Source organism: Burkholderia sp. AU6039, assembly GCF_002223365.1.
In the GTDB taxonomy this organism is placed as follows: Bacteria; Pseudomonadota; Gammaproteobacteria; order Burkholderiales; family Burkholderiaceae; genus Burkholderia.
On sequence record NZ_NKFK01000004.1, the window covers coordinates 180252 to 193242 of the forward strand.

General features: G+C 65.6%; 10 protein-coding genes. 2 read left to right on the forward strand and 8 right to left on the reverse strand.

Annotated elements, in window-relative coordinates; all coding sequences use genetic code 11:
- Positions 1 to 3: 3 nt before the first annotated feature.
- From CFB39_RS13485 to CFB39_RS13505, 5 genes are all read right to left on the reverse strand, one after another.
- Positions 4 to 819 carry a DcrB-related protein gene (locus tag CFB39_RS13485; RefSeq protein ID WP_089473362.1) on the reverse strand — a complete coding sequence of 272 codons (816 nt, stop codon included), beginning with the start codon at positions 817 to 819 and terminating at the stop codon, positions 4 to 6.
- Positions 820 to 917: 98 nt separating this feature from the next.
- The gene (locus CFB39_RS13490; protein ID WP_089456731.1) at positions 918 to 1700 is read right to left on the reverse strand and encodes an ankyrin repeat domain-containing protein; all 783 of its coding nucleotides are present in this window, start codon (positions 1698 to 1700) and stop codon (positions 918 to 920) included.
- Positions 1700 to 4699 (reverse strand): type VI secretion system Vgr family protein, encoded by a 3000-nt coding sequence (gene tssI / locus CFB39_RS13495; RefSeq protein WP_089473363.1) that lies wholly within the window; start codon positions 4697 to 4699, stop codon positions 1700 to 1702. The genes CFB39_RS13490 and tssI overlap by 1 nt, the downstream gene beginning before the upstream one ends.
- 572 nt (positions 4700 to 5271) lie before the next feature.
- Positions 5272 to 6609 carry an AAA-associated domain-containing protein gene (locus CFB39_RS13500; protein WP_011352844.1) on the reverse strand — a complete coding sequence of 446 codons (1338 nt, stop codon included), beginning with the start codon at positions 6607 to 6609 and terminating at the stop codon, positions 5272 to 5274.
- Positions 6610 to 6631: 22 nt separating this feature from the next.
- Entirely contained in the window at positions 6632 to 8389 is a 1758-nt protein-coding gene (locus CFB39_RS13505; protein ID WP_089426070.1) for an ABC transporter permease subunit, read from the reverse strand.
- Between the two features lie 504 nt (positions 8390 to 8893).
- On the opposite strand from CFB39_RS13505, the gene CFB39_RS13510 reads away from it, so the two are divergent.
- Positions 8894 to 9160 (forward strand): hypothetical protein, encoded by a 267-nt coding sequence (locus CFB39_RS13510; protein WP_011545926.1) that lies wholly within the window; start codon positions 8894 to 8896, stop codon positions 9158 to 9160.
- A gap of 42 nt (positions 9161 to 9202) precedes the next feature.
- Here the strand turns inward: CFB39_RS13510 and CFB39_RS13515 are convergent, their stop codons facing one another.
- Entirely contained in the window at positions 9203 to 10519 is a 1317-nt protein-coding gene (locus CFB39_RS13515; RefSeq protein WP_089473364.1) for an ATP-binding protein, read from the reverse strand.
- Entirely contained in the window at positions 10503 to 11228 is a 726-nt protein-coding gene (locus CFB39_RS13520; RefSeq protein WP_009693256.1) for a response regulator, read from the reverse strand. The genes CFB39_RS13515 and CFB39_RS13520 overlap by 17 nt, the downstream gene beginning before the upstream one ends.
- Positions 11229 to 11452: 224 nt before the next feature.
- On the opposite strand from CFB39_RS13520, the gene CFB39_RS13525 reads away from it, so the two are divergent.
- Positions 11453 to 12004, forward strand: coding sequence for a periplasmic heavy metal sensor (locus CFB39_RS13525; RefSeq protein ID WP_089473365.1), 552 nt, complete (start codon positions 11453 to 11455; stop codon positions 12002 to 12004).
- 70 nt (positions 12005 to 12074) lie between these two features.
- Here CFB39_RS13525 and CFB39_RS13530 read toward each other — a convergent pair whose 3' ends face one another.
- A complete protein-coding gene (locus tag CFB39_RS13530) occupies positions 12075 to 12770 on the reverse strand; it encodes a pirin family protein (RefSeq protein WP_089473366.1) in 696 nt (231 codons plus the stop codon).
- Between the last annotated feature and the right edge of the window lie 221 nt (positions 12771 to 12991).

Here is a 12991-nt window from a genome sequence, read left to right on the forward strand (position 1 = left end):
CCGTTAGCCCGCGTTCGCAACCGCGGTCAGATAAGCACGCACGGCCTCGATGCTCTGCATGCCGGTCATGCCCTTCACCGCCGTCACCCCGGCAAGCCGGTCGCCCAGCGACGCGTGCTCGCGCGAATCCGTCGTCCAGAGCGCGAACTGACGGCCATCCAGTGCTCGCCACGCCTGCTGTCCAGCCGGAGCAGGCTGCAACGCGAGCGGCTCGCCGGCCGAGCCGAAGAACGCGGTGTCGTCGAACATTTCCGTGACGTCGTGCCGGAACAGTTCGGCCATGCCGGTGAGCGCGTACAACGTCGCGCTCGGCTCGTGCAGCACGAAGACGATGCCCGCCTCGTCCTGGCCGAGCGCGGTCGGCACAAAAGCCGCACGGTCGGGCCGGGCCAGCACGACACTCGCGAGCAGGCTCTTGTACTCCTTGCTCTTGTCCTCCGTGAACGACTTCGGACAGGTGCCGATGAAACTGATCGCCACGCGCTCGCGCCCGGCCTTCGGCGACATCACCACCGTCTGGCGCTGATGCAGCGGCGTGCCTTCCGACACCCACTGATAATCGACTTCGCGCGCGGTTTCGCCATCGATTTCCCGGTTTTCCAGATGCTTCAATTCGAAACGCGGAAGCGACTTTCGCATCTCCGATACGAGCCGCGTCACGAACGTATCGACCGTGTCGTCCGGCTCCATCGGCGCACGCGAAACCACGAACGTGAATCCGCTGCTCCCTGCTTCATCGACCGTGAACAGGTGAATCGTCTTGTCTTTGAAGTGCGCCGGCAACTGAATGACGACGTCGTTCATCTGATATTCGGACATGCTCTTCTCGGTTCGGCCTGCCCGTCGGGGCAGGCGCCGGATTGAAACTGTTCGCCGGCTGCACAGGCGCAGCCGGCGCATCCGTCATGCGGCTGACGTTACTGCACGCCCGCCGTGACCAGACGCTTGTGAATGGCTTCGATGCGACTCAGCTGCGGCGAGCCTTTCGGCGTCTGCTGCAGTTCGTCGCCGAGGACTTTCGAATAGGCGAGGCCGTTGTCGTTCTTCACCGACGGATCGGCACCGTGCTCGAGCAGATAATCGACGACGTCCCACTGCCGCAGGCGCGTCGCTTCGTAGAGCGCGGTTTCCTTCATCGAGTCCCGCAGATTGACGTTGGCCTTGTGCTCGACCAGCACGCGCATTTGCGGCAACAGCGTGTCCTTGCAGGTTGCGAACAGCAGCGGCGTATCGCCGTCGTACTTGAGATCCGGGCTCATGCCACCGGCCAGCAATGCTTTCAGCAAGTTGGGCGTGTCTGCCCGCGCAGCCAGATATGCCACGTTCGCTCCGTTCTCGCCGAACGGCTGTTCGGGCTTCGCGCCGTCCCGCACCAGCTCGCTGACGATCTGGAAGTGCACGTTCGTGGCGTCCGTCTTCACCGGAATCGCCTCCTGCACCGCGAACGACAACAGGGTGGCCTTCTTGTTGCCCGGCGCAGCCAGATCGGTACGCGTCGCAAGCGATTTGACCTGCTCGAGATTTCCGTCGCGAATGGCACGCGCCAGCTCGAGTTGCGATCCCGAGAAAAAGTCTTCGGGCGGGTAACGCTTGAAGTCTGCCATTTTTGTTTCCTGTGCTTGAGTCGGCCACCAGAACGGCGACGACAAACCGATTACCGCGACAACCGCGCCCGCGGCGATGACCTTGCTGTATTTCATCAATGTCCCTGAAGTTGGCTCAGCAACGACGCCTGCTGATCGGCAGCGGTCGTTTCCAGTCCGCTCGTCACCTGCCCCATCATGTGACGCTGAACGGTCGTCAAACTGGTACCCGGAATGGTGATCTGCTCACCGACGGCCTTGGGCATCAATTGCGACGTCACGTCACTGATCGGGCCCAGCCTGCCTTCCTGCACCCCGGTCAGGATGTCGCCATCGACCCGGTAGTTCGTGATGGCCGACGCCCGGGGTGCTGCGCCGTACATCGGCAGCGTTTCGGAATTGAGGCCGGCCGCGTTGAACGTCGTCGCGCCCGCGCCGCTGGCCTGGGACGCTGCCGAAGCCAACCCGCCGCCGAGCGAGTGACCGGTGAGATCGAGGCCGCCTGCATTGCCCGAGCCGTAGATCTTCTTGCCGATGGTCACCGCACGATCGTAGTACGGGGAGTTGTCGCCCAATCCCTGATTGAGGTTGTTCGACCAGTCTTCCTTGACCGTGGGCTGCGTTCCCTTGAACGCCAGGGTAGGCTTCATGCTGTCGCCGAACACCGCAGGGTCGGGCGCATAGACCTGCGCACCGAAGTTGCTGCCGGGAATCTGCAGGTCCTGCGGCCTCAGGCCGAACTTCTTGAGCGCTTCCGGATCGTTCGATACGTTCTTCCATCCGGGCGGCGCCGTACCTGGCGTGTACACGGCCCCCGCGAGTTTGGCCAGTTGCTGAGCCTTGACCGTCGCCTGAAGCTTGCGAGCCGCCGCCTGCACTTTTGGATCGGCCGACGCGAGACCTGCCGCGATGATCGCCTGTTGATTGGCCCACTCGATCGCCATCGCCTGTTCAGGCGTCACGAAAAGCCCTTGATTCAGATGGATCACCGGGCCATCGAGAAAGATGCCGCTCTGATTGATCAGGATGCTCGATGCGCCATGAGACAGTTTGATGCTGTCCGGCTTCAGTGTGACGATGCTCGCGCCCACCCGATGCTCGATCTCGTCCGTTGCCTGATAGCTCTGCTTCCCCGGCCCGGCATCGCCGGCCAGCGCCTGCACGCCGACGCTGTTGGCCGTCGTGAAGCGCGCCTTCGCGATCTTTTCCGACAGGCTGCCTTCCGCAACGTGCTTGCTCTCGTCGCCTTTCAGCACCGACACGCTTCGCGCTCCGGATTCGACCGTATGCGATTCGTTATCCTTGACGATCGTCTTCATGTCCTTCTGCGCATGCAGAAAGACTTCCTGGGCGCCATTCACATCCGAGAACCGCAGTTCGTTGAAGCCCTCGCCCTTGTGCGTCTGGCTGCGCATCCCCATCGTCTGGCCGCCGCTACCGTGATACGGGTTGCCGGATTCGCCGTTGAACACACGGCCTACGACGATGGGGTTGTCCGGGTCGCCCTGGTTGAACGAGACCAGCACCTCCTGGCCGATCCGTGGAATCGCCGAACCGCCCCATCCCTTGCCTGCCCACGGTTGCGATACGCGCACCCACATCGAGTCCGAGCCGTCGAGCTTGCCGCGCCGGTCCCACAGGAAATGCAGCTTGACCCGGCTGCCGTCGGTGTGAATTTCCTCGCCCTTCGGCCCGACCACGATCGCGGACTGCGTACCCTGCATGTGCGGCTTGGGCGTACGCCGCTCCGGCCGGAACGGAATGTCGATCGGCAAGCACGTAAACGTATTGTGGTACGGCAGCTTCGAGGTCCGCTGGGTATAGTCGTTCGCCACCTGATGACGAACGCGAAGAATCACGAAATCCTTGTTGTTGTAGGCGGACGTGCCGTGATTGACCAGCGTAAAGCGCCCGCTCGTCGTCATGCCGTGCGCATGCCCCGCTCCGTTGAAACGATGCGCGAGCGCTTCTTCCGCTTCCATCGCATAGCATGCGTAACGCTGCCCGTCGTTCCCGTGGTCATACAGCGAATGGAACTGGTAACGCTCCGTCGTCTGGATATTCGGGTGCTTCAGATTGACGGTCGGCACCTCGACATGCATCAGTTGCGACGACGGCTGGTTGTAATTGAAATCCCGGTACGTGATCTTGCCGACTCGGAAGCTGAACGCCTCGTCCCAGCGGTTGATGCCGTTCTGCTCGCTTGCTGCGCTGTTGGCTTCGTACGGAATCGTCTTCAGATTCGGAATCGGCTGGAACATCGCGTTGCTGTCGCCGATCACGAGTACATGCTTGTCGTTTTCGTAGCGGAACGTCCAGATCAGCCCTTCCTGCTCCATCAGGCGCGAGCAGAAACTGTAGTACGACTCGTCGTACATCACGATGTATTCGAGCTTTGGACGATCGCCCTGAATGGCGAACTCGAAATCCGGGAAGCCCATCTCACGGAAAATGTCGCCCAGGATGTCCTGCGGCGTCTGATTCTGGAAGATCCGGCAATCGGTCGAGCGCGTCAGGAACCAGAACCACGGAACGACCGACATTTCGTAGCGGGTCACCGAACCCGAGTTTCCGACACGCCCGAACGACGCAACGTAACCGTCGAAATACCGCTTCGTCTCGATATCGGCCGACGACGTCACGACACGCGTCAGACTGAAATTGCGGCTCTGCGGCTCCAGCGTGATCTTGACCCGCTGCCCGACAATTTCCTGGGGCTCGATATTGTTGCGATGCGACAGCAGATCGAGATGCGTTTCGGTGAGCTGATTGACGTGTTCGTCAATGACGGCCGCGCTGACCAGCAGCACGTCCGGACCGAGCGGTGTTTCGATCGTGACGAAGCGATTATCCTGGGTCAAGCGCGGAACCGCACCCGTCAGGCCGTTGATTGCCTCGGCAATCGACTCCGGTGCCTTGCCGATCAACGACAAGCCGGTTTGAGCCAGTTGAACCGCGCTCGCGGCTCCGCCCAGCAGCCCGGCGCCCGGCATGCCGGTCAGCGCCCCCAGTTGCCCCGCCATTCCGGCAAGCGAACCCAGGTTGCTCAAACCGCCGGCCAAGGCCGCGCCGCCCCCTCCCGTCCCATCGGGGTTTCCGTTTGCAGCGAAACTCATCATTAACCTCGTTTTTTTCGTCCGGCGGACCCGCCGCAACCTAGACGCTATCGCACCAACAAGGCGCTCTCAGCCGCCTTGAAGGCGCTAAATATATCAAACCGCGGAGAATTTCATAACACTTACCAGCATTTAATATTCCGGAATGACGACAGGCCCGATCGGCCATTCAATCGAACCCCAATATTCATTGCCTGCCGTCGCAGCGTAATCGCGCACCTGTCGCGGCATCGCTTGTGATCAGGCAACGACGAACGACCGGAGTGCGGCGTACACCGGACAACGAGCGACGGGGGGCGGCGGGAATTCGATGCGTGACGGAGTGGATGGCGCAGCCAGAGGCGAGCAAAGCGCTGCGGTCGAGGATCAAACCGGGCGCGGCATCCTTGACGAACGCCATTTTCCGCGCCACCGGCGATGGCGCGGCCCGACGCTCAGATGGAGCATCGCCCGGCGCTCATTGCGATCGCCGGGGGGCAGGCCGCACGGCCCTTGGCGGGGCGCGGCCGGATCAAGGCGCGGCGGACATCAGGGCCGTGTCGGCCGGATGCGCCGGAGGCGCCCCGACTGCGTCAGGACTCGACGTCCTCGAGACTGAAGATCTCGGTCTGGTCGTTGTACGAGAAGATCTCGCCGTAACGGCCCCAGTCGATCACCGCGTCGAGCGTCTCCTCGGCGGCGCCGTCCGACAGGAAATCCTCCAGCTCCTGCTCGAACCGCACGCGCGGCGCACGATGGCCCGGGCGCTCGTTCAGTACCTTCTTGATCCGCGCCGCGAGCGGCACGTGCTTCAGCAGGTGATCCGCGAACATCAGCTTGCGCTCCTGCGTGCCGAATTCCGCGAACACGCGCCCCGGCGGCGTCAGGAACACGTCGCCTTCGCGCACGTCCGCGAAGCCGAGGTACTGCAGCACTTCGGCGATCGGGAACAGGTCGTCGACTTCCAGATGCAGCGTGCGTGCGATTTCCGGCATGTCCGCGCGGCCGTGGTAAGGCGCCATTGCGAGCGTCTCGATCAGGCCGGCCATCAGGTTGGTCGACACCTGCGGCAGCCAGCTGCCGAGCTCGAGCCCCTTCTTCGTCGCCTCGCCGGTCTGGCGGGCCGTCATCTTCGCGTAGATGTCGTCGACGAGCTTGCGGAACGCCGGGTCGAGCCGGTTGCGCGGATGCTTGAACGGCACCTTGATCTCGGCGATCACGCGGCCCGGGTTCGACGACAGCACGAGGATCCGGTCGCACATGAACACCGCTTCCTCGATGTTGTGCGTGACGATCAGCACCGACTTGATCGGCATCCGACCTTGCGTCCACAGATCGAGCAGGTCGGTACGCAGCGTCTCGGCCGTCAGCACGTCGAGCGCGGAGAACGGCTCGTCCATCAGCAGGATCGTCGGGTCGACGACGAGCGCGCGCGCAAAGCCCACGCGCTGGCGCATGCCGCCCGACAGCTCGCGCGGGTACGCGTTCTCGAAGCCGTCGAGACCGATCAGGTCGATCGCGGCCAGCGCACGCTCGCGCCGCTCGCGTGCGCCGACGCCGAGCGCCTCGAGGCCGGCTTCCACGTTCTGCAGCACGGTGAGCCACGGGAACAGCGCGAAGGTCTGGAACACCATCGCGACGCCTTCGGCCGGGCCGCGCAGCGGCTGGCCGAGATAGGTCACCTCGCCGCCGGTCGGCTCGATCAGCCCGGCGATGATGCGCAACAGCGTCGACTTGCCCGAGCCGGAACGGCCGAGCAGCCCGACGATCTCGCCTTCGCGCAGCGACAGGTTCGCATCGTCGAGCACGAGCAGTTCGCCCTGCGTCTTGTTGAAGCCGCGACAGACGTGATCGACGCGCAGGATTTCCTCACCGAGGCGCGGCGGCTGGTTCGTCTGGACGGGGGCGTTTACAGCATTCGGATTGTGCATCGCGTTTCGCTCTCAATCAGTCTCAGTCGAGCCGCAGCTTCGCTTCGGCGAAGGCATACAGCGGACGCCACAGCAGGCGGTTGAACAGGGTGACGAACAGGGACATCACGGCGATGCCCAGGATGATCTTCGGAAAATCGCCGGCGGCGGTGGTCTGCGCGATATAGGCACCGAGGCCGTGCGCCTCGATCTTGGTATTGCCCCACTGCACGGCTTCCGACACGATGCTCGCGTTCCACGCGCCGCCCGATGCGGTGATCGCGCCGGTCACGTAATACGGGAAGATGCCGGGCAGGATCGCCTGCCGCCACCACTGCCAGCCACGGATGCGGAAGTTCGTCGCGGCTTCGCGATAGTCGTTCGGGTAGGACGTCGCGCCGGCGATCACGTTGAACAGGATATACCACTGCGTGCCGAGCACGATCAGCGGTGACAGCCAGATATCGGCGTTCAGGTGGAAGCGCGCGATCACGATCACGAACACCGGGAACAACAGGTTGGCCGGAAACGCGGCGAGGAACTGCGCGAGCGGCTGCAGCTTCTCGGCCAGCTTCGGGCGCAGCCCGACCCACACGCCGATCGGCACCCAGATCACTGACGCGATGGAGATCAGCACGACCACGCGCAGCAGCGTGATGAGCCCCAGCACCAGCACGTGGCCAACCTCGGCCATCGTCACGCCGGTCGACACGAAGCTGATGACACGCCACACGATATACGCCGTGCCGAGCAGCACGAGGGTCGCCCACGCGATGTCGACCGTGCGTGACGCCTTCTTCTCGACTTTCGGCAGCGAGAAGCGCATCGCCCCCGACAGCGGCAGGCGCAGCGGAATCCGCGCGGCCTTCGCGAAGAACCAGCCGGCCGGCACGAGCAACTGATGAATCAGGCGCGTGCGGCGCACGAGGTCGAGCAGCCACGATTGCGGCGCATCGCCCGACGCGGTGTTCTCCATCCGGAACTTGTCGGCCCACGCGATGAGCGGGCGGAACAGCAGTTGGTCGTACGCGACGATCACGACCGTCATCGTGAGGATCACCCAGCCGATCGCACCGAGGTTCTTGTCCGAGATCGCCTGCGCGAGATACGCGCCGACGCCCGGCAACGTAATAGTCTGGTTGCCGACGGTGATGGCCTCCGACGCGACGACGAAGAACCAGCCGCCCGACATCGACATCATCATGTTCCAGATCAGCCCCGGCATCGAGAACGGCACTTCGAGCTTCCAGAAGCGCTGCCACGACGTCAGGTGGAAACCCCGCGACACTTCGTCCAGGTCGCGCGGCACCGTACGCAGCGACTGGTAGAAGCTGAACGTCATGTTCCACGCCTGGCTCGTGAAGATCGCGAAGATCGCCGCGAGCTCGGCGCCGAGCACGCGGCTCGGGAACAGCGCGAGGAAGAACGTGACGGTGAACGAGATGAAGCCGAGCACCGGCACCGACTGCAGGATGTCGAGGATCGGGATCAGCACCATGCCGGCGCGGCGGCTTTTCGCGGCGAGCGTGCCGTAGATCAGCGTGAACGCAAGCGACGCGACCATCGCGGCAAGCATCCGCAGCGTGGTGCGCAACGCGTATTCGGGCAGGTTCGACGGGTCGAGCGAGATCTTCTGCGTCTGCAGGGTACCGATCGGCGCCATCGTTTCGTGGAAGCCGACGACCGCCATCGCGATCAGGCAGATGATCAGCGGAAACGCGATGAAATCCCACCGGTTCGGCAGGACGCGCCACGCGGACGCGTTGGCGGTCCGGTTCGGATTGAAGAATCCGACGTCCATCAGGCGCCCTCCCCGGTAAGGCCGAACGAAGCCGGCAGTCGATGTTGATTCATGGCAAAGCGCACGGGTGCGGTAATTCGATTGACTGACGATCGCGCGCGAGCGCGGTGCGCCGTGCGTGCGCTGCCGCGCTCCGGACGAGCCGGCCCGCGACGGCACGACACTACACCAACCTGTATTTCAGGTACAACCGTCCGGGAACGGCGCAGGCGGCGCACGGATCGTACCTGGCGCGTGCGGATGGCGGGTGCGCGGGTCGAGCAGCCCCGGCCGCAGTCTTTCGGCCGGCATGCAGGCCCGAATTATGCCGTGATCCGGCCCGCCCGGGAACCCGCCAGCCGCACGTGCGCGCAAACCATGTCGGGCGTCACCAGCCGGATACGACTAAGCGGGTATGATCAGGGCTGGCCCTCGGGGTCTGTTGCGGATGGTCCGACGGCAACGCATGCGCGTGCCCGATGTCAACAGGCGCCGGGGATCGATCGACGAGCGGGAGGAAAGGGAATGGCAGGAAACTTGGTGATCGTCTGCCGCGATCAGGATGCCGACGCGTTCTACGAACTGATGCAGGAGTACGGGTCGTTCCAGACGCGGCTGTCGTCGACGGCGTGGTACCTGAACATGAACGTCGTGCCGGAATCGCTGCAGGAGGAAATCCTGGAGCGCCTCGGCCGGTACACGACCGTCTACATCTTCGAGGCCACCACCGTGACCTACAACACCATCGACAGCAACGCGGCCGAGACGCTCGGCACGCTGTTCGGCGAATGATGGCACGCGGCGCCAGCCCGGACGGGCTGGCGCCGCAGCCGCTCATGCGGCCTGTGCGTGGGGTTCGTCCTTCGGCACGACCTCGAACGGGAACGTCATCGCGACACGCAGGCCGCCTTCGGGGCGGTTGCCGATGTCGCACGTCCCGCCCAGCCTGAGCACGAGCCGCTCGACGATCGCGAGCCCGAGCCCGCTGTGGCCGTTGCCGCCGCGCGCCGGGTCGAGCCGCACGAACGGCCGCGTGGCCGCCGCGAGGTCGCGCGGCGCGATCCCGCCGCCGCTGTCGCTCACCGACAACACGTAGCCGGTCGGCGTGCGCGCCGTCTCGACGAGCACGGGCGGCGCACCATACGCATGCGCATTGTCCAGCAGGTTCGACAGGATCCGGTCGAGCGTCGCCGTCGGCAGCCGGAAGCCCGGATCGGCGTCGAGCCGGGTCTGGACCGTCGGCGCGTTCGGCGCGACCGCGCGATAGCTGCGCGCGATCCGCTCGCACGCCTGATCGACCGGCACCGGCTCGCTGCGATCGGACCCGCCGTGCGCGAACACCAGGAATTGATCGACGATGTGCGACATCGAATCGACGTCGCGCACGACGCCATCACGCAACCGGGCGTCGTCCATCATTTCCGCCCGCAGCCGCATCCGCGCAAGCGGCGTGCGCAGGTCGTGCGCCACGCCCGCGAGCATCACCGCGCGGTCGCTCTCGGCCTGCGACACCTGTTCCACCATCTGGTTGAAGCCATGCGTGAGCTGGCGCAGCTCGCGCGGGCCGCGCTCACGCAGCGGCGGCACCGGCTGGCCGCGGCCGAAGCGCGCGACCGCGCGTGCCAGCGAACGCAGCGGCTGCTGCAGTTGCCAGGCCGCGAACAGCGCGGCGATCACGCCGGCCGAGAAGATCGTGCCGAGCCACAACAGCATCCGGTCGAGCGAGCGCGGCGGCCGCAGCGGCTGAACCGGCACCACGATCCAGTTGCGGTCGGTCGGCTCCTTTACCCACAGCACCGGCGGATGTCCGGGCGTGCCGATCTCGACCTGCGTGCCGGGCGGCATGCGGTCGCTCACGTCGTCGCGGAACCGCTTCAGCGGCGGCGGCAGCCCCGCATCACCGCCCTTCGGCACGTCGGCGCTGTCCGGCGACACGAGCCGCACGCGCGACGGCAGCGGCTGGTCGGGCGTGCGCGCGACGTGCTGGCGCACCGCGTCGACGAGGAACGCAGCCTCTTCGACCGCGTAACGCGTCTGCATCTGGCTGCGCTCGAGCCGCATCGCGAAGAACCACGCGAAGTGCGACAGGAGCAGGACACCGACGACGAGCAGCGCCAGCCGCCCGAACAGTGAATCAATGGGTTTGCGCATGGGCCTCGCCGTCGGGCACGAACACGTAGCCGCGCCCGCGCACCGTCTGGATGAAGCGCGGCGTCGACGGATCCGTTTCGAGGATGCGGCGCAGGCGCCACACCTGGACGTCGATGCCGCGGTCGGTGCCGTCGTACTCGGGCCCGTGCAGCAGCTCGAGCAGCCGCTCGCGCGTGAGCGTGCGCAGCGCATGGTTCACGAAGATCTTCAGCAGCGCGAATTCACTGCTCGACAGCGTGGCCGGCTTGCCGTCGACCGACAGCGTGCGCGCCTGGAAGTCGAGCACGAAGCGGCCGAACGCGAACGGCTCGCGCTGTTCGGGCGCCGCGGCCGACGGCGTCGCGCGGCGGCGGCGCAGCACGGCCTGCACGCGCGCGAGCAGTTCGCGCGGGTTGAACGGCTTGCCGAGGTAGTCGTCCGCGCCGAGCTCGAGCCCGACGATGCGGTCGACGTCGTCCGCACGCGCGGTCAGCATGATCACGGGGATGTCGTCGCCGGCCGCGCGCAGCTGGCGCAGCGCGGTCAGGCCGTCGACGCCCGGCATCATCAGGTCCAGCACGATCAGGTCGGGCCGCTCGCGCTCGAGGCGCTTCTCGAGCGTCGCCGCGTCGTGCAGCACGGACACTTCCATCCCCTGGCGCACGAGGTAGTCGCGCAGCAGGTCTCGGAGTTCTTGGTCGTCGTCGACGATGAGGATCTGGGTAGTCATGGCTCGAAGTTTACCGCGCGAGGGCGGAGTCGAAGAACGAAACAAAGGGACGAAAGGGTTACTGCGGGTTACCGCGCAAGGGAACTGTAATGCGCGGTAACCCGGCCACCGCCCCACGTAACACCGGCCGCAGCCTGCATCGCTAACCTGCGTCTTACCGGATGCGGCACCCGGTTTTCCCGGACCCGCATCGCCGGACCCTTTGGATACAAGGAGTTTCTGAAATGTATAAGAAGACTTCCCGCGTGGCCATCGCGGCCGCCACCGTGCTCGCTCTCGCATTCGGCACCGCGCATGCCGCGCAGCCCAACGACATGCCGCCTCCGGGTGGCCCCGGCGCCCACCAGATGCATGGCGGGCACGAAGGCGGCCCGTTCGGCGCGATCATGAAACTGCACGACCAGCTGAAGCTCAACGCGTCGCAGGAACAGCAATGGCAGGCGGCCGTCAACACGATGAAGCAGAACCGTGACGCGATGCGCAAGAGCCACGAGCAGATGCGCGACCAGTTCAAGGCGCAGCAGAACCAGCCGATCCTGGACCTGAGCGCGATGCACTCGGCACGCCAGCAGGCCGAGGCGCAGAACGCGCAACTGCGCGAGCAGACGTCCGCCGCATGGCTCACGTTCTACAACGGGCTGAACGACCAGCAGAAGACGATGGTCAGCACGGCGCTCAAGCAGCAGTTCGCGAAGATGGAACAGCGCCACGAGAAGATGAAGGAGCGCTGGGAGCAGCATCGCGCGGCCAAGGCCGCGTCGGCGCCGGCGCAGTAAGCCGGCGCGCCGCTCCGCGCAGCGGCATCGAAGGGGACGCGGGCACCAGCCCGCGTCCCCTTTTTGCGTTTCAGGCGACGTCGAACAGCAGCACCTCGGCCGCCTGGCCGCGCGCGAACGCCACTGCGTCCACGGCACCGATCCGCGCGCCGTCGCCCGCGGACAGCGCGTAGCCGTTCACCACGACGTCGCCGCGCACCACGTGCACGTACGCGCGGCGCCCGGCCGGCACGTCGAACGCCGCCGCCTCGTCGCCGTCGATCAGCCCCGCGAAGATGCGTGCGTCCGCACCGATCGGCAGCGCACCGTCGCCTCCGTCCGGCGCCGCGACGAGCCGCAGCCGGCCGCGCTTCTCGTCATCGGCAAAGCGCGTCTGCACGTAGCCGGGCCGGCCGCCTGCCCCGGCCGGCGCGAGCCAGATCCGCAGCAGGCGCAGCGGCTCGTCACGCGACGCGTTGGTTTCGCTCAGCATGACGCCGCTGCCGGCGCTCATGCGCTGCACGCCACCCGCACGGACGATCGCCCCGTTGCCGAGGCTGTCGCGATGCGCGAGCGCGCCGTCGAGCACGTAGGTGACGATTTCCGCGTCGCGGTACGGCCGCATCCCGTAGCCGCGGGTCGGCGCGATGCATTCCTCGTTCAGTTCGCGCAACGCGCCGAACGCCGGCGGCCCGCTCCGGCCGGACGCCCCAGGAAAGCTGTGAAGGAATTCGTGCCAGCCATGGCTGCGCTGGTCGCGATCGGCGGCGCGGCGGATCTGGAACATGGAACGGACACTCCGTGGGATGCATGGTTCTGCCATGCCATCACTGTATGAGTGTGCCAATCGCGCCACAATCCGCCGCCTGCGCACCGCATCGTTGCACCTGCGGATGCAATCGATGCAATGTCCATTGCGAATGCAGCGATTATCGCAACAGCCGGATCAATGCGTCGAAGAATCGATCGGTCGGCCCGGATTGCCGGTTTCCGGGTATCGCGTTCGGG

Bases quoted from the DNA above. Each gene is read 5' to 3' on its own strand.
- CFB39_RS13485 (WP_089473362.1), bottom strand. From the start codon at position 819: ATGTCCGAATATCAGATGAACGACGTCGTCATTCAGTTGCCGGCGCAC.
- CFB39_RS13490 (WP_089456731.1), bottom strand. From the start codon at position 1,700: ATGAAATACAGCAAGGTCATCGCCGCGGGCGCGGTTGTCGCGGTAATC.
- tssI (WP_089473363.1), bottom strand. From the start codon at position 4,699: ATGAGTTTCGCTGCAAACGGAAACCCCGATGGGACGGGAGGGGGCGGC.
- CFB39_RS13500 (WP_011352844.1), bottom strand. From the start codon at position 6,609: ATGCACAATCCGAATGCTGTAAACGCCCCCGTCCAGACGAACCAGCCG.
- CFB39_RS13505 (WP_089426070.1), bottom strand. From the start codon at position 8,389: ATGGACGTCGGATTCTTCAATCCGAACCGGACCGCCAACGCGTCCGCG.
- CFB39_RS13510 (WP_011545926.1), top strand. From the start codon at position 8,894: ATGGCAGGAAACTTGGTGATCGTCTGCCGCGATCAGGATGCCGACGCG.
- CFB39_RS13515 (WP_089473364.1), bottom strand. From the start codon at position 10,519: ATGCGCAAACCCATTGATTCACTGTTCGGGCGGCTGGCGCTGCTCGTC.
- CFB39_RS13520 (WP_009693256.1), bottom strand. From the start codon at position 11,228: ATGACTACCCAGATCCTCATCGTCGACGACGACCAAGAACTCCGAGAC.
- CFB39_RS13525 (WP_089473365.1), top strand. From the start codon at position 11,453: ATGTATAAGAAGACTTCCCGCGTGGCCATCGCGGCCGCCACCGTGCTC.
- CFB39_RS13530 (WP_089473366.1), bottom strand. From the start codon at position 12,770: ATGTTCCAGATCCGCCGCGCCGCCGATCGCGACCAGCGCAGCCATGGC.